The organism is Tessaracoccus sp. ZS01 (genome assembly GCF_022342445.1).
In the GTDB taxonomy this organism is placed as follows: domain Bacteria; phylum Actinomycetota; class Actinomycetes; order Propionibacteriales; family Propionibacteriaceae; genus Arachnia.
The window spans coordinates 608,373-628,678 of record NZ_PQFE01000001.1; the positions used below are offsets into that span (position 1 = coordinate 608,373).

Here is a 20,306-nt window from a genome sequence, read left to right on the forward strand (position 1 = left end):
CGATCACACGAGGAGTTGCCGCACCTCCGGTCCGATGGGCCTGGGCAGCTTCGACGAGCCACTCAGGTACTTGTCGACGCCCATGGCGCAGGAGCGGCCCTCGGCGATCGCCCAGACGATCAACGACTGGCCACGGCCCGCGTCGCCACAGGCGAACACGCCCGGCACGTTCGTCGCGAAGTCCGCGTCGCGCAGGATGTTGCCGCGCGGGTCGAGCTCCAGGCCGAGCTCCTGCACCAGGCCGGTCTGCTCCGGGCCGGTGAAGCCCATGGCCAGCAGCACGAGCTGCGCGGGGATGTGGCGCTCAGTTCCCTCGACGGCCTCGAAGCGGCCGGCGTCGAAGCGCACCTCGACGATGTCGAGCCCGGCGACCCGGCCGTCGTCGTCGCCGACGAAATGCAGGGTGGAGACGGCGTACATGCGGTCGCCGCCCTCCTCGTGCGCCGACGAGACCTTGAAGGTCATGGGGTACGTGGGCCAGGGCTGACCCGCGGGCCGGACCTCCGGCGGCATCGGCATGATCTCCAACTGGGTGATGGAGCGCGCCCCCTGGCGGATGGAGGTGCCGAGACAGTCCGCGCCGGTGTCGCCGCCGCCGATGATGACGACGTCGCGGCCCTCCGCCGTGATCTGGCCCTCGACGCTCTCGCCCAGCGCGGCCCGGTTGGCCTGCGGCAGGAACTCCATCGCCTGGTGGATGCCGCCCAGTTCACGGCCGGGCACCGGCAGGTCGCGGGCAGCGGTGGCCCCGATGGCCAGGACCACGGCCTCGTACTGTTCGCGCAACTCCGCGGCGGTGATGTCGACGCCGATCTCCACGCCGGTCTTGAACTGGGTCCCCTCCAGCACCATCTGCTTCAGGCGGCGGGTGACCACCGACTTCTCCAGCTTGAACTCCGGGATGCCGTAGCGCAGCAGCCCGCCGACGGCGTCTGCCCGCTCGTACACGACGACGGTGTGCCCGGCCCTGGTCAGCTGCTGCGCGGCGGCCAGGCCCGCGGGCCCGGATCCGACCACGGCCACCGTTTTGGCGGTGTGCCACTCCGGCTGCTGCGGCACGACGCGCGAGTCGTCCCACGCCTTGTCGATGATCGCGACCTCGACGTTCTTGATCGTCACGGGGTCGCGGTTGATGCCCACGACGCAGGCCGTCTCACAGGGCGCGGGGCACAGCCGGCCGGTGAACTCGGGGAAGTTGTTGGTGGCGTGCAGACGCTCCAGGGCCGGCTGCCACTCGTCGCGCCACACGAGGTCATTCCACTCGGGGATGAGGTTGCCCAACGGGCAGCCGTTGTGGCAGAACGGGATGCCGCAGTCCATGCACCGGCCGGCCTGCTTGGTGATGATCGGCAGCAGTGCCCGTCCGGGCGTACCGGGGTACACCTCTTGCCAGTCGTGCACGCGCTCCTCGACGGGGCGGCGGGCGGCGACCTCGCGCGGGGTGGTCATGAAACCCTTGGGATCAGCCATGTGCGGCCTCCATCATCAGCTCGGTGGTCTGGTTCTCGTCGAGGCCGTCGGCCAGGGACTGCGCCTGGACGGCCATGATGCGGGCGTAGTCGCGCGGCTCCAGCTTGGTGAAGCGGCGGCCCAACTCGAAGTCGCTGAGCGCGAGCAGCCCGTCGGCCACGGCGGAGCCGGTCTCCTGGCGGTGTTCCTCCATGAGCGTGCGGATCCGGGCGAGGTCGGCGTGGCTGAGCGGGGCGGGGTCCACCAGCTCGGTGTTGAGCCGGAGCGGGTTGAGGTCGAGCACCCAGGCGACACCGCCGGACATGCCTGCGGCGAAGTTGCGCCCGGTGGGTCCGAGCACCAGCACCTCGCCGCCGGTCATGTATTCACAGCCGTGGTCGCCCACGCCCTCGACGACGGCGCTGGCCCCGGAGTTGCGCACGCAGAAGCGCTCGCCCACCCGGCCGCGCAGGAACAGCTGCCCGGACGTGGCGCCGTAGCCGATCACGTTGCCGGCGACGATCTGGTCAGCCGGGTCGAACGACACCTCCGACGGCGGGGTGACGATCAGGCGACCGCCGGACAGGCCCTTGCCGAAGTAGTCGTTGGAGTCGCCGATGAGACGCAGCGTGACCCCCCGGGGCAGGAACGCCCCGAAGCTCTGGCCACCGGTGCCGGTGAGGGTGAAGTCGATGGTGCCCGGCTCCAGGCCGATGCCTTCGGTGACCCGCGTGACGTGGTGGCCCAGCATGGTGCCCACCGTCCGGTCCACGTTGCGCACCGGCAGGGTGTGGCGCACCAGTTCCCCGTGGGTGAGGGCCGGTTCCGCCAGGCGGATCAGTTCGACATCGAGCTTGGCATCGAGGCCGTGGTCCTGCTCGACGGTGCGGTAGCGGCGGGTGCCCTCGGGGACGTCGATCTGCGCGAGGATGGGCGACAGGTCAAGGCCCTGCGTCTTCCAGTGCCCGACGGCACGGCTGACGTCGAGCAGGTCGACGCGGCCAACCGCCTCCTCGATCGAGCGCAGGCCAAGCGACGCGAGCAGTTCGCGCACCTCCTGGGCGATGAACTCGAAGAAGTTGACGACATGGTCCGGGTCGCCGTGGAACTTGCCGCGCAGTTCGGGGTTCTGCGTCGCAACGCCCACGGGGCAGGTGTCCTTGTGGCACACGCGCATCATGACGCAGCCGGACACCACCAGCGGGGCGGTGGCGAAGCCGAACTCCTCGGCGCCCAGCAGCGCGGCCACGAGCACGTCGCGGCCCGTCTTGAGCTGCCCGTCGCACTGCACGACGATGCGGTCGCGCAGGCCGTTGAGGAGCAGCGTCTGCTGCGTCTCGGCCAGGCCGAGCTCCCACGGGGCGCCGGCGTGCTTGACGGAGGTGAGCGGGGCCGCCCCGGTGCCGCCGTCGTGGCCCGAGATGAGCACGACGTCCGCCTTGGCCTTGCTGACGCCCGCGGCCACCGTGCCCACGCCGATCTCGGAGACGAGCTTCACGTGGATACGGGCAGACGGGTTGGCGCACTTCAGGTCGTGGATGAGCTGCTTGAGGTCCTCGATCGAGTAGATGTCGTGGTGCGGCGGCGGCGAGATGAGGCCGACGCCCGGCGTCGAGTGCCGCGTGCGGGCCACCCAGGGGTAGACCTTGTTGCCGGGCAGCTGGCCACCCTCGCCGGGCTTGGCGCCCTGCGCCATCTTGATCTGGATGTCGTCGGCGTAGGTGAGGTACTCGGAGGTGACGCCGAAGCGGCCGGAGGCCACCTGCTTGATGGCGGAGCGGCGCAGCGGGTCGTGCAGCCGCTCCGGGTCCTCGCCGCCCTCGCCGGTGTTGGACTTCGCGCCTAGCCGGTTCATCGCGACGGCGAGCGTCTGGTGGGCCTCCATCGAGATCGAGCCGTAGCTCATCGCGCCGGTGGAGAACCGCTTCACGATCGAACTGATCGGCTCCACCTCGTCGATGCTGATCGGCTCGGTACCGGTGAACTCCATGAGCGAGCGCAGCGTCATGATGCGTGCGGAGTTGTCGTTCACGAGCGCCGAGTACTTCTTGAACGCGTCGTAGTCGCCGGCCTGCGTCGAGTGCTGGAGGCGGAAGACCGTCTCCGGGTCGAACAGGTGGGGTTCGCCCTCGCGGCGCCACTGGTATTCGCCGCCCACCAGGAGGTCGCGGTGGGCCAGGGGGATGCCGTCGGCCGGGTAGCCCAGCTCGTGGCGGGCCATGATCTCATCGGCGACCTCGTCCAGCCCCAACCCGCCGAGGCGGCTGGTGGTGCCGGTGAAGTACCGCTCGACGACCTGCTCGCTGAGGCCGACGCACTCGAAGATCTGCGCGCCGGTGTAGGAGGCGATGGTGCTCACGCCCATCTTGCTCATCACCTTGAGCACGCCCTTGGAGAGGGCCTTGGCCACGTTGGCGATGGCCTTCTCGGGGCTGACGTCGACGTAGATCTCGCGGCGCGCGAGGTCTTCGGCCGTTTCGAAGACGAGGTAGGGGTTGACCGCCGCCGCGCCGTAGCCGAGCAGCAGCGCAACGTGGTGCACCTCGCGCACGTCTCCGGCCTCGACGACGAGCCCCACCTGGGTGCGGGTCTTCTCGCGGACGAGGTGGTGGTGCACGGCTGCGGTCAGCAGCAGCGACGGGATGGGCGCCAGCTCCGCAGTCGAATGGCGGTCCGACAGGACGATGGCGCGGGCGCCACCGCGGATGGCGGCAGACACCTCGTCGCAGATCTCCTCCAGCTTGCGGGCCAGCGCGCGGCCACCGCCGGTCACCTTGTAGAGCCCGTGCGCGACGTGGGTGGCGTACCCGGGGAGGTCGCCGTCGCGGCCGAGGCGCACGATCTTGGCCAGCTGCTCCGAGTCGAGGATGGGCCGGTTCATGATGATCATGCGGGCCGCCGCAGGCACCGGCTCGAGCAGGTTCCGCTCGGGCCCGATCTTCGCCGTGAGTGAGGTGACCAGCTCCTCGCGGATCGCGTCGAGCGGCGGGTTGGTGACCTGGGCGAAGAGTTGCTTGAAGTAGTCGAAGATCAGCCGGGGCCGCTGGCTGAGCACCGCGATGGGCGCGTCGGTGCCCATCGAGCCGATCGCCTCGACGCCGGTGTTGGCCATCGGCGCGATGATCGAGCGCAGTTCCTCGTGGGAGTAGCCGAACACCTGCTGTCGGCGCGTGACGGAGGCATGCGAGTGCACGATGTGCGCGCGGCTCGGCAACTCGTCGAGCTCGATCTTGTTGTCCGCCACCCACTGGCGGTAGGGGTGCTCGGCGGCGAGCGCACCCTTCACGTCGTCGTCGGAGACGATGGCGTGCCGGTCGAGGTCCACGAGCAGCATGCGGCCCGGCTGCAGCCGGCCCTTGCGCACCACGTCCGCGTGCGCGATGGGCAGCACGCCTGCCTCCGAGGCGAAGACGACCAGCCCGTCGCGGGTCTCCCAGTAGCGGCCGGGGCGCAGCCCGTTGCGGTCGAGGCACGCGCCGATGACGGAGCCGTCGGTGAAGGTCATACAGGCGGGACCGTCCCAGGGCTCCATGATCATGGAGTGGAACTCGTAGAACGCGCGGCGGTCCGGGTCCATCTCCGCGTGCGACTCCCAGGCCTCGGGAATCATCATGAGGACGGCGTGCGGCAGTGACCGGCCGCCCAGGTGCAGGAGTTCCAGCACCTCGTCGAAGGAGGCGGAGTCAGAGCCTTCGGGGGTGCAGATCGGGAACAGCCTGGACAGCGAGCCGGGGATCTTGTCGCTGGTGAGTAGGGCTTCGCGGGCCCGCATCCAGTTGCGGTTGCCGCGGACGGTGTTGATCTCGCCGTTGTGGGCGATCATCCGGTAGGGATGGGCCAGTTCCCAGGCCGGGAAGGTGTTGGTGGAGAAGCGCGAGTGCACCAGCGCCAGCGCCGAGGCGACCCGGTCGTCATGCAACTCGGGGAAGACTTCTTCGAGCTGGTCCGTGGTCAGCATGCCCTTGTAGACGAGCGTGCGCGATGACAGGGACGCGAAGTAGATGCCCACCTCGTGCTGCACACGACGGCGCAGGACGAACGTGAACCTGTCGAGGTCTATGCCCGACTGGTCTTCACGGCCCGCCACCACCAACTGCTCGAAGTGGGGCATCGCGCCCACGGAGATGGGCGACAACGTGTGGGTGTCGACGGGCACCTCGCGCCAGGCGAGCACGTCGAGGTCCACCTCCTCGGCGATGGCCCCGATGGCCTCCTTGGCGGCGGCACGCTCCGCCCCGTCGGTGGGAAGGAACGCCAGGCCGACGGCGTACTCCCCCGCGTCGGGCAGCTTGACGTCGAGCACGCCGCGCAGGAACGCGTCCGGCACCTGGATCAGGATGCCGGCGCCGTCGCCCGCAGCCGTGTCGGCACCGGTCGCGCCGCGGTGGTCAAGGTTCCGGAGTGCTTCCAGCCCCTTCGCGACGATGTCGTGGCGCGCCACCCCGTCGAGCTGGGCCACGAAGGCCACGCCGCACGCGTCGTGCTCGTTGACCGGATCGTAGAGGCCGACCTTCTCGCGCTGTGGGAACACACGTCTCGTCATGGCGGATCCTCCTGGATTCAGGGCGTGACACCACCAGGTGCCCGGTGGCCGGAAAGAACAGTAAGTCCGCCGCTGATCCGGCGCAACGCAATCCAGCACCATACGAAAGAGCTTAAAAAGCTTGTAACGCGACCGAAACGAAAAGAGCCCGCCGCCGCCCCTCAGCGGCTAGAAGTACTCGGTGCGCAGCCTGTCCGTCTCTGCCACCACGGCCTCGCGGGTGACCGGGTCGTTCAGGTCCGCACCGCCCGAGGGCACGGCGTACCAGTGCGTCTGCGGGACAGGGGAAAGGCTGCGCCGGCCGACGACCTGTACCTGCCCGCGCGGCCTGGCATCCACCACGGACTGGATCAGCGTCGACGCCAGCACCCGCTCCCGGAAGGCCTCCGGCACGCGGTTCTCCTCGGTCAGCGCCGCCTCGAAGCGTTCGCCGTCCATCGTGCGCCACGTGAACGTGCCTGATTCGCCGTTCCAGGAGCCGCCCGCCACCAGTTCCCACCGCCACACCTGCCACTGGCCCTCGCGGCGCAGCGCCAGTTCCTCGCGCGTGATCGCGAGGACGACATCGCCGTCGCCGATGCCGTGGGCCAGGACGTGGGGCTGCGCGCCCAGGAGGGCCGCAAGGCCTGAGAAATCGACGCGGGTGGGCCGCTTGAAGAACGCCATGGGCCCATTGTGCCCTGTGGAAAAGAAGTGTTGTCCGTCGCGTGTTGTCCACATCCCCAGCCGTGCGGGCCGACACGGCCCGTCCGCTCGGCAGGGTGGGCGACATGAAGATCCCAGAGCTCGATCTCCCCCACGTCATGCTCGCCACAGGCGAGGACGCCCAGCTGGCCAGGGCGGTGGAGGCCGGCCTGTATGCCCACCACCTGCTCGAGGAGGGGAGGCTGGACCCGCTGTTGCCGGCAGTGGTGGCGCTGGGGCGGCGGGCCGCCGAACGGTTCGCGTGGGTGGGGATCCGCATGGCCCTCAAATACGCCCGCCGTACCGCCTATCTGTCCGGCCTGCCCGAGGACGAACTCTTCCAGGACGGTTGCGTGGCGGTGGGCGAGGCGATCCGCCGCTACGACCACGCCCGCGGGATCAGGTTCTCCACGTTCGTCCACGAATACCTCATGCGCGAACTGGCGGACGGTGGCCGCCACTGGATCGGCCGGCCCACCGTCAGCCGGGCGGACAGACGGGCCGCGCGCATGGCGGTCCGCGCCATGGACGCCCGCGGCCTGGCCGACTCCGAATCCGCCGTCGACACCGTGGTGACGGCGATGGGCCTGTCCCCCACCGCCGCCCGCAGGGGCCGCATCCGGCACGTGAGTCTCGACGTCGCGCTGGAGAGCACCGGGCTTGCGCACCTGAGCTACGAGCCGTGCCACGGGCAGGGCCTGGATTTCCTGACCCTCCTCGTGCCCCGGCATCGCCGGCTCCTGCAGTTGCGCTTCGGGCTCACGGGGCAGGCCCGCACGCTGGCGGAGATTGCGCAGATCATGCAGGCCTCCCCCTCCACGGTCAGCCGGTGGGAGCGGGAGGCGCTGGAGGCCGCCCGCCTCCTCTTGGCCGGGGAACGCACGACGGCGGCGGCCGCCTACAGTGAGGCGGCCGCCGCCGTCGGGTGAAGGGCCGGGCTCAGTGCGAGATGGCCTCGCCGGCACCGGCGCCGGTCATGGAGCGGACCTCCATCTCGATGGCGAACTCGTCGTCACCGCGTGTGGGCGAGGAGATCGTGCCCAGATAGCCCGCCAGGAAGGCCAGCGGCACGCTGACCAGGGCGGGGTTCGTCAGCGGGAACCAGGAGAAGTCGATCGCCTCCCCCAGCATCGCCGTCTTGGAGCCGGAGATGGCCGGGGAGAAGACGATCAGCACGGTCGCGGAGATGAGACCGGTGTAGATCGACCAGACGGACCCGCGAGTGTTGAACCGCTTCCAGTACAGGGTGTACAGGATTGACGGCAGGTTGGCGGAGGCCGCCACGGCGAACGCCAGCGAGATGAGGAAGGCGATGTTCTGGCCGTTGGCGACGATGCCACCGAGGATGGCGAGGAAGCCCACCACCACGGAGGTGTAGCGCGCGACCTTCACCTCCTGGGCGGGATCAGCCTTGCCGTCCTTGATGATGTTGTTGTACACATCGTGGGCGAACGACGCAGACGCCGTGATGGTGAGCCCCGCGACCACCGCGAGGATGGTGGCGAAGGCCACGCCGGAGATGATGCCCATGAAGACCTCACCGCCGAGGTTGAGCGCCAGCAACGGGGCCGCGGAGTTCTGGGCGCCGGGGGCGGCCATGATGGCGTCCTGACCCACGAGCTTGGCCGCACCGAGGCCGAGGACGAGGGTGAACAGGAAGAAGATGCCCACCAGGATGATGGCCCAGACCGCCGAGCGGCGGGCCTCCTTCGCCGTCGGCACGGTGTAGAAGCGCATCAGCACGTGCGGCAGGCCCGAAGGGCCGGCGATCAGCGCGATGGACAGCGACAGGAACGACAGTTTGGTCCAGATGGACGTGCCGTACTGCTGCATGGGGGCGAGCAGGTCGTTGTTGGCCGCCGCGTCTGCGGCCATGGCCAGCTTGTCGAAGTTGAAGCCGTCGCCCATGAGCACCAGGAAGGTCATGATGGCGGCGCCCGTGACCAGCAGCACGGCCTTGATCATCTGCACCCAGGTGGTGCCCTTCATCCCGCCGATCAGCACGTAACCGACCATGAGCACGCCCACCAGGCCGATGACGACGCCCTGCATGGACTTGTCGGTCACACCCAGCAGCAGCGCGACGAGGCCACCCGCGCCGGCCATCTGCGCCAGCAGGTAGACCAGCGAGATGATCAGGGTGGACGTGGCTGCGGCGGTCCGGATGGGCTTCTGTTCCATGCGGAAGCTCAGGACGTCGGCCATGGTGTACTTGCCCGTGTTGCGCATCGGCTCTGCCACGAGGTACAGCGCCAGGAGCAGCGCGACGAAGAAGCCCACCGAGTACAGGAAGCCGTCGTAACCGTAGAGCGCGATGGCTCCGGTCACGCCGAGGAAGGCCGCGGCCGAGAGGTAGTCGCCTGTGATGGCGAGTCCGTTCTGCCGGCCGGAGAACTTGGCGCCGCCGGTGTAGAAGTCGGTCGCCTTGGTCTTCTGGCGGCTGACGACGATGACGACGGTGAGCGTCGCCAGGACGAACACGGCGAACACGGCGATGTTGATCCAGGGATTGCCGTACTGGGTCTCGAGCAGCATCACACCGCCCCCTTCTCGATGAGTTCCTGCTTGAGCTCAGCCGAGACCGGGTCCAGCTTCGTGTTGGCGTAGTTGACGTAGATGGCTGTCCAGACCCACACGAGGGCGAACTGGAAGAAGCCGATCACCAACCCGACGTTGACGCCCTCGAGGCCGAGGAACGGCGAGGACATGAAGTCAACGGCGAAGATGGACAGCACCACGAAGGTGAAGTACGAGGCCAGCCCGGCGATGGTCATCGGGAAGGCGAAGTTGCGGAAGCGCGAGCGCAGCTGCTGGAACCGCTGGGAGCGGGCCACTTCGAGGAAGACCTCACGGCTGTTGTTCTGGATCGGGGAGGGTTCGGTTGTTCGGCCTTGGGACATCGTTCTCCTGAAGGTCGGCGAGACCACATTGTCTCGACGTCAAGATAATACGCAGATGCGTTGAGCGATTGCAAGAATTTGCCTGCAACTGCCTGCTGTCAGGCTAGTCCTACATGCTGTAGTTGTTTGCGTTTCATCTCCAACTGGGTCAGGTGTGCGAACTGCGAGCGGTGCCCCGTCGGGTCCTTGACCGGGTCGGTCCGCTGCAGCTTCGACTTCACGTCGGCGATCTCGCGCGTCACCCGGGTGAGTTGCAACTGTGCAGTGTGCGCCAGTGAATAACTTTCATCGGGCTCCCGGAACAAGGGTTCCACAAGCAGCGCGACCACCAGTTGGGCCACCAGCTCATTGGGGGCCGCCGCGCGGACGCGGTCTGACCAGTTCTCGCCGTACTCCACCCCGGACAGCAGCCGGAAGACGGCGCGGTACCCGGGGTGCGTGAAATCCTCCTCCACCACGGAGTTCCAGGCCGTGTCGAAAGTGACGGGGTGTTGCAGCATCAGCTTCAGCGAATCGCGTTCGAGCCGCAGATGCGGGTCGTTCGGATTGGGCCAGCCGGGCTCGGCGGCGCGCTCCTCAGGCGCCGGGGGCGGCGGGGGTTCAACCGGCGCACCGGCATTGCGGCGGCCGAAGCGGCCGGCTTCGCGGCGCACGTCGTCGACGTCCATGCCCAGCACCCCGGCCAGCTCACGGAGGTACTGGTTGACCAGCGACTGGTCGCGGATCGCGCTGATGAGTTCGGCGCCTTCCCGTGCAGCCGCCAGCCTGCCGTCGGCCCTGTCCAGGTCGTAGCTCTTCGCGATGTTGTTCATCACGAACTGGTACAGCGGGATGCGTCGCGCCACGAGCTCGCGGACGGCCGCCTCGCCCTGCTGCAGCCGCAGGTCGCAGGGGTCGAGGCCGGTGGGTTCGACGGCGACGTAGGTCTGGGAGATGAAGTTCTGGTCGCCCTTGAAGACCTTGAGCGCAGCCGCCTGGCCCGCCTTGTCGCCGTCGAAGGTGAAGATGACCTCGCCGTGCAGGCCGCCCTGCGTGCCCATCAGCCGCTGCAGCAGGCGCGCGTGGTCGTCGCCGAAGGCCGTGCCGCACGAGGCGATGGCGGTCTCCACGCCGGCCAGGTGGGCGGCCATCACGTCGGTGTAGCCCTCGACGATCACGGCCTGCTGTTTGCGGCCGATCTCGCGGCGCGCCAGGTCGAGGCCGTACAGGACGTGCGACTTCTTGTAGACAGGGGACTCCGGGGTGTTGATGTACTTGGCCGGAAGGCGGTCGTCGTCGTAGATGCGCCGGGCACCGAAGCCGAGCACGGCCTGGGCGGAATCGCGGATGGGCCAGAGGACGCGACCGGTGAAGAAGTCCCGGCCCCCGTCGCGGATCAGACCTGCGGTCTTCAGCACGTCGTCGGTGAAGCCCTTGGCCTTGAGGGTCTGGTGCAACGCCCAGCCGTGCCGAGGGGCGTAGCCGACGGTGAAGCGCTGGGCGACGGCGCGGTCGAAGTCGCGGCCGTGTAGGAAGCGGCGGGCCTCCACCGCTTCTGCCGACTCCAACTGGTCGGCGAAGAACTCCTGCGCGGCCTCGTTGGCCTCGAGCACCCGCTTGCGGAGACCGGGCGGCTGGCCCGGGACGCCATCGTCCTCGATGCGGAGGTCGACGCCGAAGCGGTCTGCGAGCATCTGGACCGATTCCTGGAACCCGAGGTTCTGCTGGCGCATCAGGAAGTTGATGACGTCGCCGCCCTCGCCGCAACCGAAGCAGTAGTAGAAGCCGCGTGCCGGTGTGACGGTGAAGCTGGGGGTCTTCTCGTCGTGGAAGGGGCACAGGCCCTTGAAGGAACCGGAGCCGGCGTTGCGGAGCATGACGTAGTCGCGAATCACATCGTCGATCCGAGCCCGTTCCCGGACGGTTGCGATGTCCTCCTCATTGATCCGGCCAGCCACTCCGCAACTCTAGCCGCAACCCGGGAGCGATAGAGTTCGGGTGGATCGGAGGCTGGATGGAGATCGCAATCGGCTGGCCCTTGGCCATCGGCCTGGTGCTGCTCGTGGCGCTGGGAGCCGGGGTGGCGCTGTGGGGCCGTGTGTCCGTGTGGCGCACCATCCCCTGGGTCGCCCTGCGCGCGGCCGTGCAGCTGTTGCTTGTCTCGTTCCTCGTCGGTTTCGCGCTCTCCCACTGGGCGCTGGCCTTCGCCTTCGTGTTCGTCATGTTCATCGTCGGCGTCCTCACCACGGCGCAGCGCACCGACATCAAGGGGCTCCGGGGGCACCTTGCGGTGGCCGTCGCGATGGCGGCAGGCGCCGTGCCCGTCCTGACGATCATCTTCGCCACCGGCACTGCGCCCCTGACCGGCCCGTCGATCGTGCCGATCGCGGGAATCATGGTGGGCAACATGATGACCGCGCACACGCTGGCGGGCCGCCGGAACTTCGCGGAGCTGCGTAACCGCCACGATGAGTACGAGGCCTGGCTGGCGCTCGGGGTGGAGCGGGGAAGGGCCATCCGCAACGTCGTCTCCCCCACGCTCCATGAGGCGCTCATCCCCTCGCTGGACCAGACCCGGACGGTGGGACTGGTGACGCTGCCCGGCGCCTATATCGGCGTGCTGCTCGGCGGCGGTTCCGCCTGGGACGCCGCCGCGGCCCAACTGCTGGTGCTCGTGGGCATCAACGCCGGCCAGGTGTGCACTGCGGTGGCCGCGCGCTGGCTGTCGACCAGGACGTGGCTCCTGCCGCCGGACCTCGCCGTCAAGCTGCACGCCTGACCGGACGCTTACCGGGTCAGGCTCCGCGGCCGATGCCCCGGGGCAACCTGGACGGGTCCCAGCCAAGGCGACGCTGCGCCTGCTCGAAGGCGAACCGGTCCGTCATCCCGCCCACATAGGCGACGGCGCCGCGCACGAGGTCGTCCCCGTGGTACTCCTGCGGCAAGGCCCGCGGGTTCTCCAGATAGAAGTTCACAAGGTCGCGCAACACGGCCACGACCGTGCTGGACTGCGCCACGGACTCGGGCCGCGTGTAGATCCGTTCGTAGTTGAACCGCCGCAGTTCGGCGAGGGCCTCGGCCGTCGTCGCATCCATGCCGACGGTGCCGGTCTCGCCCGTGGTGACGATCACCGCGTTGATGAACGTGGCCAACTGCTCGCGCCGGGTGGTGCCCACCACGTCACGGATCACGGGAGGCAGGTCCGCGAGGTCGACGATGCCGGCGTATACGGCGTCCTCGAGATCGTGGGCGCAGTAGGCGATCCGGTCGGCCCAACTGACGATCTCCCCCTCGATGGTGGAGGGCGCCGGGCGGGACCAGGAATGGTTGCGGATGCCGTCGAGCGTCTCCAACGTCAGGTTGAGGGGTTCGAGCACCACGTCGGCGCCCCAGGGCCCGTGGTCGTAGCCGGTGGCGATGAACTCGTCGAAGGCGTCCTCTGAGGCGTGTCCCCCCGGCCCGTGCCCACAGTCGTGGCCGAGCGCGATCGCGTCCGTCAACGTCACGTTGACGCCGATCCCGCGGGCCATGGCGATGGCGCACTGAGCCACCTCGATGGCGTGCGTGAGGCGCGTGCGCTGGTGATCCGTCGGGTAGACCACCACCTGCGTCTTCCCCGCCAGCCTGCGGAAGGCGGCTGAATGCACGATGCGGTCGCGGTCGCGCTCGAAGCAGGTGCGCATCCGGTCCGGCGCCTCCGCCCGGGCGCGGTTCCCGGCGCCGGACGCGAAGGTCGCCTCCGGCACATAGAGCGCGCGTTCCAGTTCTTCCCGCTGGGCACGCTCACGCGGCGGCCGGGCGCTGATGCGGGCCGACGACGAGCTGTGCGCGGTGATCACGTCGTCGCCGTGGCCGCGCATCGTGTGCGCCCAGAGCTTCGTGCGGGGCAGGATCTCGTTCATCGGCCCCCAGCCTAACGGGCCTGGTGGGCAGCCGACCGATCAGCGCTCGTTGCGCGGCACCCACTGCGACAACTGGGGGCCGACGTAGACCTGCCGGGGCCGGTAGATCCGCTGCTTGGCGTCGTCGGTGACTTCCTTCCAGTGCGCGATCCACCCTGGCGTGCGTCCGATGGCGAACAGCACGGTGAACATGTCCACCGGGATGCCGATGGCACGCAGGATGATGCCGGAGTAGAAGTCGACGTTCGGGTACAGCCTGCGGGAGGCGAAGTACTCGTCGGTCAGCGCCGCCTGTTCCACCTCCCGGGCGATGTCCAACAGGGGGTCGTCGATGTGCATGGCGTCGAGGAGCTTGTCCGCGGCCTCCTTGAGGATCTTGGCCCGCGGGTCGAAGTTGCGGTAGACCCGATGCCCGAAGCCCATGAGTTTGATGCCGGACTTCTTGTCCTTGGCGCGGTCGACGTACTGCTTGGCCGTCCAGGACCCCTCGTTGATCTGCTCCAACATGTCGATCACGCCCATGTTGGCGCCGCCGTGCAGCGGGCCCCAGAGCGCGTTCACGCCGGCCGAGACGGCCGCGTACAGGTTGGCGCCTGAGGACGCCACCATGCGGACCGTCGACGTGGAGCAGTTCTGCTCGTGGTCCGCGTGCAGGACGAGGAACATGTTGAGCGCGTGGGCCACTTCGGGGGTGGGCTCATAGTCGCGGTACGGCACCGAGAACATCATGTGGAGGAAGTTCTCTGCGTACGGCAGATCGTAGCGGGGGTAGGCGATGGGTTGGCCGACGTGCGACTTGTAGGACGCGGCGGCGATGGTGCGGGTCTTCGCGAGCAGATTCGCGGCCGCCTCACGGAAACCGTTGCCGGTGGTGAAGCCGTGCTCCGGCATGTCGTGGGCCTGCAGGGCGTTGATCATCGACGACAGGATGCTCATCGGGTGCGCGTTGACCGGGAATCCGTCGAAGTGCTTGCGCATGTCGCGGTGCAGCGCGGAGTTCTCCGTGAGCAGCGATCGGAAGTTGGCGCGTTCGTCCTCGTCGGGGAGTTCGCCGAAGATCAGCAGTTCGGCGGTCTCGATGAAGCTCGAGCGCTCGGCCAGGTCTTCGATCGGCACGCCGCGGTAGCGCAGGATGCCCTTCTCCCCGTCGATGAAGGTGATGGCCGACTGCGCCGAGCCGGTGTTCGCGTACCCCGGGTCCAGGGTGATGAGGCCGGTGTCCTGCCTGAGGTGCGCGATGTCGATCGCGCGCTCCCCCTCTGTGCCGGTGACGATCGGCAGCCGGTGCTCGGCACCGTCGATCGTGATGGTGGCGTACTCCTGCATGGGCACCTCCATGTCCAGAGCCCCCTGGAGGAGGGCCGGGTGCGTCAAACCTACAGAAGACGCCCGTGCGGGCTCACCGGGGGTGGGACTAACCGCCTGAAACGTCCAGTTCCGCCTCGGACAGATCCAGGTCGCAACCCGAGGTGTCGTCGTACCAGCCGTGCGGGAGCACGACCTTGCCCCGGGGTGATCCCTGGCGCCCACGCGGGGTGCCGAGTTCGGCCACCGGGAACTCCGCACCGGCGTCCAGCATCCCGACCAGTTCTTCGAGTTCTGCCATCGAGGACACCATGGCGAACCGGCGGCGGAGCTCGCCCACCGGATAGCCCTTGAAGTACCACGCCATGTGCTTGCGCAAGTCGACGATGCCGCGGGGACCCATCACCCGCGTGAGCAGTTCGGCGTGCCGCAGGAGCATCTGACCCACCTCGCCCAATGAGGGACGCAGGCGCTGGCCCTCCCCGCGGAACGCGGCCGCCAGGTCGCCGAAGAGCCAGGGCCGCCCCAGGCAGCCGCGGCCGATGACCACGCCGTCGCAGCCCGTCTCGGCCATCATGCGCAGGGCGTCCTCGGCCTCCCAGATGTCGCCGTTGCCCAGCACGGGGATGTCGACCTCGTCGACGAGTTCCTTGATCCGGGCCCAGTCCGCCTCGCCCGAGTACGCCTGCTGCACCGTGCGCCCATGCAGGGCGATGGCGGCCGCTCCCTCTTCCTGTGCGATGCGGCCGGCGTCGAGGAAGGTCTCGTGGTCCTGGTCGATGCCGATGCGCGTCTTGATGGTCACCGGCACGCCGAACTCGTCCGCTGCCCTGACTGTTTCGCGGACGATGGCGCGGAGGCGGTCGCGCTTGTAGGGCAGCACTCCGCCGCCGCCCTTGCGGGTCACCTTGGGCACGGGGCAGCCGAAGTTGAGGTCGATGTGGTCCACGCTGTGCTCGTGGATCAGGACGCGCGCGGCACCGGCCATGGCGTCTGCGTCCACCCCGTAGAGCTGCACGGAGCGCGTGGTCTCCCCGGGGTCGAACTGCAGCATGTCGCGGGTCTTCTGGTCACCGACGACCAGGCCGCGGGAGGTGATCATCTCGCAGACGTACAGGCCAGCGCCCTGCTCCCGGCACAGTTGCCGGTAGGCCGCGTTGGTCACACCGGCCATCGGCGCCAGCACGACCGGCAACTCGACGACGACGGCGTCTCGTTTGCTCGGCGCATGCAGACGGAGGGGGGCGGCAGTGACGGTCATGTGGCTGGGGTCCTCGGGGTCGGCGACGGACCAGTCTAACCGCGCCCCTCCGGTCTGCCGAAAGTCAGAGGCCCCGGGGAACGTTCTCCCCCAGTTCCCCAGGCGGCAGGTACGCGCTGGGCTCGTCCAGGGCCTGCGAGAGCAGCGGCGTGAGCAGCATCTTGGCGTCGAAGCCGTTGAAGGAGCGGCGGTAGGCGCCCACCGACTCCCACCGCGAGACCAGTGCCCACAACTCAGGTTCGTCGAGGTTCTGCACCAGGTCCATGCTGAGACAGCCGGGCCGCTGGGACCACCACTCGACGGCGCCGGCGGCGTCCGCGGCAAAGGACGGGCCGGGTGACGAGAAGCGACTGATGGCGAGCATGGTGCCACCGTACCGTTTGACTCATCACCCCCCGCTGTTGATAATGGTTCTCATGAACGTGAAGCTCCGCACCTCCCTGGCTGCCGCCGCAGCCACCGCCCTCGTCCTCACCGCCTGCGGTTCGCCCTCCTCCGGCAGCGCAGGCGGTGAGGGCCCCACTGTGATCGCGGCGTTCTACCCGTTGCAGTGGGCGACGGAGCAGGTGCTGGGCGAGGCCGAAGGCACCGTCGAGGTGCTCACCAAGCCGGGTGGCGAGGCCCACGGCCTCGAACTCACGCCGCGCCAGATCGCCTCGCTGACCGAGTCCGACGTCGTGGTGTACCTCGAGGGATTCCAGCCCGAGGTCGACACCGCCGTCGCGCAGACAGGGAGCGAACGGGCACTCGACGTGACCGACGTGATCGAACTGGCCCCCATCGCCGAAGCCCATGGCCACGATGAGGCCGAGGACGAGCACGGCGACCTCGACCCCCACTTCTGGCTCGATCCCGAGCGGATGGGCACCGTCGTCGAGGCCATCGCCGAGCGCCTCGCCGAAGCATCCCCCGAACAGGCCGACACCTATCGGGCCAACGCAGCGTCCGCCGTCGAAGAACTGAAGGCCCTCGACGAGGAGTACTCGACAGGCCTGAGCGAGTGCGTTCGCCGTGAATTCATCACCACCCACGCGGCGTTCAACTACCTGGCCGAACGCTACGACCTCGAGGAGATCGGCATCTCGGGGATCAACCCCGACGGCGAGCCCTCCCCCGCACGGATCGCGGAGGTCCATGAGGAGGCGAAGCGGCACGGCGTGACCACCATCTTCTTCGAGACCCTCACCTCGGATGCCATGGCGAAGTCGATCTCCGGCGACCTCGGGTTGAAGACCGCCGTGCTGGATCCCCTCGAAGGCGTCACTGAGGAATCACCGGGCGACGACTACCCTTCCATCATGCGCGCCAATCTGGAGGCGCTGAGGAGTGCCAATGACTGCAACTGACCCTCTCGACGCACGGGGGCTCTTCGTCTCGATGGGCGGCATGCCCATCCTGCGGGACGTGAACATCCACGTGGACAGCGGCGAGGCCGTCGCGCTGCTCGGCGGCAACGGCTCCGGCAAATCCACCCTGGTCAAGACCCTGCTGGGTCTGGTCCCCTACCAGGAAGGCTCCGTCGAACTCTTCGGCGAGCACCTCCCCGGTTTCCGCGATTGGTGGCGCGTCGGCTACGTGCCGCAACACTCGGCCATCAGCGTCCCCAACGCCACGGTCCGAGAGATCGCGTCCTCCGGCCGCTTGGCGCACCGCAGGCCGTTCCAGTGGTTGACGCGCAAGGACAAGGTGGCGCTCGACGAGGCCCTCGAACTCGTGGGGCTGCAGGAGCGGATGCACTGGCCGTTCGGATCGTTGTCGGGGGGCCAGAAGCAGCGGGTTCTCATTGCCCGCGCCCTGGCATCTCATCCCGATCTGCTGGTGATGGACGAACCCCTCGCAGGGGTCGACCTCCACAGCCAGTCCGGCATGGCCTCGTTGCTGAGCCGCCTGCGCGACGACGGCTTGGCGCTCCTGGTGGTCCTGCACGAACGCGGCTACATGGAGCCCATCCTCAGCCGCTCCGTGACGCTCTGCGACGGCCGCGTCGTGGACGACGAACACCCGTCGGCCGCTGAATGCGCGCCAGACCTGGCCCCCGCCTCGGTGTTCGGCGTCGAGGACCCCCTGTCAGGAGTGCTCGCATGATCGACATCCTCTCGCTGCCGTTCATGCAGCGCGCGCTCGTCGCCGCCATGCTGAGCGGCCTCATCGCGCCCGCGATCGGCACCTTCATCGTGCAGCGCAAGATGAGCCTCCTGGGCGACGGGCTCGGCCACGTCGCCATCATGGGCGTGGGCCTCGCGCTCATGACCGGGAGCGCCCCCCTGCCCATCGCCGTGGTCACCTGCGTCATCGGTGCGATCGTCGTCGAACTGCTACGCCAGCACGGCAAGGCGTCGGGTGACCTGGCGCTGGCCATCCTGTTCTACGGCGGCCTCGCCTCCGGCGTGCTGATGGCCGGCATCGCCGGTCAGGGCGCCGCCGGCCTCTCGGGCTTCCTCTTCGGCTCGCTCACGTCCGTCAGCCAGACGGAGATCTACGTCATCATCGCGCTTGCGGTGCTCATCCTGGGCATCACCATCACGCTGGCCCCCCGGCTGTTCGCCGTGTCGGTCGACGAGAACTACGCCCAGGTGCTCGGCATCAGGGTGAAGTGGCTGAACCTGCTCGTGGTGGTCCTCGCCGCCGTCACCGTGACGGTCTCGATGCGCACCGTCGGGCTCCTCCTCATCAGCGCCCTGATGGTCATCCCCGTGGCCACGGCCCAGCAGTCGTTCGTGGGCTTCACCGCCTCCTTCTTCGGCGCGATGGGCATCGGCGCACTGGCGGCGGTGGGCGGCACCGTTGGTTCGTTCTACCTGGACACCGCCACCGGCGCCACCATCGTCGTGACCTCGATCGCGCTGCTGGGCGTGTCGTGGCTCGTGGGAGGCAAGCTCAAACGGTCCAACCGCTTCATCCCCTACGTCGAGGACCACGGCCAGCACCCGCACGAGAAGGCCGAGACCCACGACGACCGCCATGCCCGCCAGCCGGGCGTCCAGGTGATCCAGCATGGCGACCACCTGGACTTCGTCCACGACGGCCACCGCCACGCCCGCCACGGAGACCACTATGACGAGCACTGACGCCCCCCGCGCCGGCACCCGCCAGACCTGGCAGCGCGCCGCGGTGCGCGACCTCATGGAGCGCGTCGAGGAGTTCCGCACCGCTCAACAGGTGCACGACCTCCTCCGCGACGACGGCGCCAAGGTGGGCCTGGCCACCGTGTACCGGGCGTTGCAGTCGATGGCGGACGCCGACGAGGTGGACGTGCTGCGCACCCCCGAGGGCGAACTGGCCTACCGGGCCTGCTCCTCCGGTCACCACCACCACCTGGTGTGCCGCTCCTGCGGCCACTCGGTGGAGATCCAGGCCGACGAGGTGGAGGAGTGGGCGGCGCTGATGGCGCGCAAGCACGGCTTCACCGACGCCGGGCACGAACTGGAGATATTCGGCCTCTGCCGCGACTGTTCCTAGCCCCCGGCAGAGGCGAGGATCTCCTCGATCACGACGGCGACCCCGTCGTCGTCGTTGCTCAAGGTCACGTGGTCTGCAGCGGTGCGGGCCTCGGGCTCGCCGTTGGCCATGGCCACCCCCAGCCCGGCCCAGCGCAACATCTCCAGGTCGTTGATGTTGTCGCCGAAGACGACGACGTCGCTGCGGTCGATCCCCCGTGCTGCGCAGTAGCGCTCCAACGCGCTGGCCTTCGTCACGCCGTCGGGCCCTACCTCGAGGAAGGGAGCACCCGACGTCGTCGGGTGGCAGCCGGGCACCCGGAGGGCGCGTGCGGCGGCGAGCAGGTGGTCGGGCAGGATCGCGTCGTCACGCACCACCAACTTCAGTGAGGCCTCGGCCAGCACCTCCTCGCGTGGGCCGTACCAGTGGCGAACCGGCCACCGCGTCTCCCAGGCGCCGAGATCCTGGAGCCCCGGGTAGCCCTCTTCGGCCATGTACGAGTCGCCTGCCGAACGAACCGACACCAGCTTGATGCCCGGGAACAGCTCCAGCAGCCGGTCAGCGATCTCCCGCTGGGAGGAGAGTTCCATCGTCTCCTCGAAGTGCACCTCGCGTGAGTTGAGGTTCATCGCCACCGCCCCGTTGGAGCCGATCGCGTCACCGTCGAGGGCAGTGCCCTGGACGATGGCAGCGATGGAGTAGGGCTGGCGCCCCGAGATCGCGATCACCTCGAGGCCTGCGTCCTTGGCCGCGCGGAAAGCGGCGCGGGTCCGCTCGGAGATCTGGTGCGCCGTCGTGATCAGGGTGCCGTCGACGTCGGTCGCCAGGAGTCGTGCCATGGCCCA

General features: G+C 68.8%; 17 protein-coding genes. 6 read left to right on the forward strand and 11 right to left on the reverse strand.

Annotated elements, in window-relative coordinates; translation table 11 throughout:
* Positions 1-3: 3 nt before the first annotated feature.
* The 3 genes from C3E87_RS02945 to C3E87_RS02955 form a co-directional block, all read right to left on the reverse strand.
* A complete protein-coding gene (locus tag C3E87_RS02945) occupies positions 4-1,470 on the reverse strand; it encodes a glutamate synthase subunit beta (RefSeq protein ID WP_076059032.1) in 1,467 nt (488 codons plus the stop codon).
* Positions 1,463-5,992: a glutamate synthase large subunit gene (gene gltB / locus C3E87_RS02950; RefSeq protein WP_076059034.1), complete on the reverse strand. Its 4,530-nt coding sequence runs from the start codon at positions 5,990-5,992 to the stop codon at positions 1,463-1,465. The genes C3E87_RS02945 and gltB overlap by 8 nt, the downstream gene beginning before the upstream one ends.
* Positions 5,993-6,160: 168 nt before the next feature.
* Positions 6,161-6,658: a hypothetical protein gene (locus C3E87_RS02955; protein WP_076059037.1), complete on the reverse strand. Its 498-nt coding sequence runs from the start codon at positions 6,656-6,658 to the stop codon at positions 6,161-6,163.
* A gap of 104 nt (positions 6,659-6,762) precedes the next feature.
* Here C3E87_RS02955 and C3E87_RS02960 point away from each other — a divergent pair, with 104 nt between their 5' ends.
* Entirely contained in the window at positions 6,763-7,605 is an 843-nt protein-coding gene (locus C3E87_RS02960) for a sigma-70 family RNA polymerase sigma factor (RefSeq protein ID WP_143570863.1), read from the forward strand.
* Positions 7,606-7,615: 10 nt separating this feature from the next.
* On the opposite strand, the gene C3E87_RS02965 is transcribed toward C3E87_RS02960, so the two are convergent.
* From C3E87_RS02965 to dnaG, 3 genes are all read right to left on the reverse strand, one after another.
* The gene (locus C3E87_RS02965) at positions 7,616-9,211 is read right to left on the reverse strand and encodes a cation acetate symporter (RefSeq protein WP_076059042.1); all 1,596 of its coding nucleotides are present in this window, start codon (positions 9,209-9,211) and stop codon (positions 7,616-7,618) included.
* Positions 9,211-9,576, reverse strand: coding sequence for a DUF485 domain-containing protein (locus C3E87_RS02970; RefSeq protein ID WP_076059045.1), 366 nt, complete (start codon positions 9,574-9,576; stop codon positions 9,211-9,213). The genes C3E87_RS02965 and C3E87_RS02970 overlap by 1 nt, the downstream gene beginning before the upstream one ends.
* Before the next feature lie 98 nt (positions 9,577-9,674).
* Positions 9,675-11,513 (reverse strand): DNA primase, encoded by a 1,839-nt coding sequence (gene dnaG / locus C3E87_RS02975; RefSeq protein ID WP_076059047.1) that lies wholly within the window; start codon positions 11,511-11,513, stop codon positions 9,675-9,677.
* Positions 11,514-11,569: 56 nt separating this feature from the next.
* Between dnaG and C3E87_RS02980 the strand changes: the two genes are divergently transcribed.
* Positions 11,570-12,334: an ABC transporter permease gene (locus C3E87_RS02980; protein ID WP_143570864.1), complete on the forward strand. Its 765-nt coding sequence runs from the start codon at positions 11,570-11,572 to the stop codon at positions 12,332-12,334.
* A gap of 16 nt (positions 12,335-12,350) precedes the next feature.
* On the opposite strand, the gene C3E87_RS02985 is transcribed toward C3E87_RS02980, so the two are convergent.
* The 4 genes from C3E87_RS02985 to C3E87_RS03000 form a co-directional block, all read right to left on the reverse strand.
* Positions 12,351-13,457 carry an HD domain-containing protein gene (locus tag C3E87_RS02985; RefSeq protein ID WP_076059050.1) on the reverse strand — a complete coding sequence of 369 codons (1,107 nt, stop codon included), beginning with the start codon at positions 13,455-13,457 and terminating at the stop codon, positions 12,351-12,353.
* Positions 13,458-13,496: 39 nt separating this feature from the next.
* Complete coding sequence (locus tag C3E87_RS02990; protein ID WP_076059052.1) at positions 13,497-14,795, reverse strand: citrate synthase; 1,299 nt, start codon at positions 14,793-14,795, stop codon at positions 13,497-13,499.
* Between the two features lie 76 nt (positions 14,796-14,871).
* Entirely contained in the window at positions 14,872-16,023 is a 1,152-nt protein-coding gene (gene dusB, locus C3E87_RS02995) for a tRNA dihydrouridine synthase DusB (RefSeq protein ID WP_076059054.1), read from the reverse strand.
* Between the two features lie 64 nt (positions 16,024-16,087).
* A complete protein-coding gene (locus C3E87_RS03000) occupies positions 16,088-16,387 on the reverse strand; it encodes an antibiotic biosynthesis monooxygenase family protein (RefSeq protein ID WP_076059057.1) in 300 nt (99 codons plus the stop codon).
* 52 nt (positions 16,388-16,439) lie between these two features.
* Between C3E87_RS03000 and C3E87_RS03005 the strand changes: the two genes are divergently transcribed.
* Genes C3E87_RS03005 through C3E87_RS03020 form a run of 4 tightly spaced genes read left to right on the forward strand, consistent with a single transcriptional unit; the run spans position 16,440 to position 19,482 of the window.
* Positions 16,440-17,369 (forward strand): metal ABC transporter substrate-binding protein, encoded by a 930-nt coding sequence (locus C3E87_RS03005; RefSeq protein ID WP_233120670.1) that lies wholly within the window; start codon positions 16,440-16,442, stop codon positions 17,367-17,369.
* Positions 17,356-18,108: a metal ABC transporter ATP-binding protein gene (locus tag C3E87_RS03010; protein WP_076059062.1), complete on the forward strand. Its 753-nt coding sequence runs from the start codon at positions 17,356-17,358 to the stop codon at positions 18,106-18,108. Before C3E87_RS03005 ends, C3E87_RS03010 begins: the two co-directional genes overlap by 14 nt.
* Positions 18,105-19,091 carry a metal ABC transporter permease gene (locus C3E87_RS03015; protein WP_255697964.1) on the forward strand — a complete coding sequence of 329 codons (987 nt, stop codon included), beginning with the start codon at positions 18,105-18,107 and terminating at the stop codon, positions 19,089-19,091. The genes C3E87_RS03010 and C3E87_RS03015 overlap by 4 nt, the downstream gene beginning before the upstream one ends.
* Positions 19,078-19,482, forward strand: a complete 405-nt coding sequence (locus tag C3E87_RS03020) for a Fur family transcriptional regulator (RefSeq protein WP_076059064.1) — start codon at positions 19,078-19,080, stop codon at positions 19,480-19,482. The genes C3E87_RS03015 and C3E87_RS03020 overlap by 14 nt, the downstream gene beginning before the upstream one ends.
* On the opposite strand, the gene C3E87_RS03025 is transcribed toward C3E87_RS03020, so the two are convergent.
* A complete protein-coding gene (locus C3E87_RS03025; protein WP_076059067.1) occupies positions 19,479-20,300 on the reverse strand; it encodes a Cof-type HAD-IIB family hydrolase in 822 nt (273 codons plus the stop codon). The genes C3E87_RS03020 and C3E87_RS03025 overlap by 4 nt on opposite strands.
* Positions 20,301-20,306 lie beyond the last annotated feature (6 nt).

What these genes read in the sequence shown, in the direction of transcription:
- C3E87_RS02945 (WP_076059032.1), bottom strand. Translation starts at nt 1,470, where the DNA reads ATGGCTGATCCCAAGGGTTTCATGACCACCCCGCGCGAGGTCGCCGCC.
- gltB (WP_076059034.1), bottom strand. Translation starts at nt 5,992, where the DNA reads ATGACGAGACGTGTGTTCCCACAGCGCGAGAAGGTCGGCCTCTACGAT.
- C3E87_RS02955 (WP_076059037.1), bottom strand. Translation starts at nt 6,658, where the DNA reads ATGGCGTTCTTCAAGCGGCCCACCCGCGTCGATTTCTCAGGCCTTGCG.
- C3E87_RS02960 (WP_143570863.1), top strand. Translation starts at nt 6,763, where the DNA reads ATGAAGATCCCAGAGCTCGATCTCCCCCACGTCATGCTCGCCACAGGC.
- C3E87_RS02965 (WP_076059042.1), bottom strand. Translation starts at nt 9,211, where the DNA reads ATGCTGCTCGAGACCCAGTACGGCAATCCCTGGATCAACATCGCCGTG.
- C3E87_RS02970 (WP_076059045.1), bottom strand. Translation starts at nt 9,576, where the DNA reads ATGTCCCAAGGCCGAACAACCGAACCCTCCCCGATCCAGAACAACAGC.
- C3E87_RS02980 (WP_143570864.1), top strand. Translation starts at nt 11,570, where the DNA reads ATGGAGATCGCAATCGGCTGGCCCTTGGCCATCGGCCTGGTGCTGCTC.
- C3E87_RS02985 (WP_076059050.1), bottom strand. Translation starts at nt 13,457, where the DNA reads ATGAACGAGATCCTGCCCCGCACGAAGCTCTGGGCGCACACGATGCGC.
- C3E87_RS02990 (WP_076059052.1), bottom strand. Translation starts at nt 14,795, where the DNA reads ATGGAGGTGCCCATGCAGGAGTACGCCACCATCACGATCGACGGTGCC.
- dusB (WP_076059054.1), bottom strand. Translation starts at nt 16,023, where the DNA reads ATGACCGTCACTGCCGCCCCCCTCCGTCTGCATGCGCCGAGCAAACGA.
- C3E87_RS03000 (WP_076059057.1), bottom strand. Translation starts at nt 16,387, where the DNA reads ATGCTCGCCATCAGTCGCTTCTCGTCACCCGGCCCGTCCTTTGCCGCG.
- C3E87_RS03005 (WP_233120670.1), top strand. Translation starts at nt 16,440, where the DNA reads ATGAACGTGAAGCTCCGCACCTCCCTGGCTGCCGCCGCAGCCACCGCC.
- C3E87_RS03010 (WP_076059062.1), top strand. Translation starts at nt 17,356, where the DNA reads ATGACTGCAACTGACCCTCTCGACGCACGGGGGCTCTTCGTCTCGATG.
- C3E87_RS03015 (WP_255697964.1), top strand. Translation starts at nt 18,105, where the DNA reads ATGATCGACATCCTCTCGCTGCCGTTCATGCAGCGCGCGCTCGTCGCC.
- C3E87_RS03020 (WP_076059064.1), top strand. Translation starts at nt 19,078, where the DNA reads ATGACGAGCACTGACGCCCCCCGCGCCGGCACCCGCCAGACCTGGCAG.
- C3E87_RS03025 (WP_076059067.1), bottom strand. Translation starts at nt 20,300, where the DNA reads ATGGCACGACTCCTGGCGACCGACGTCGACGGCACCCTGATCACGACG.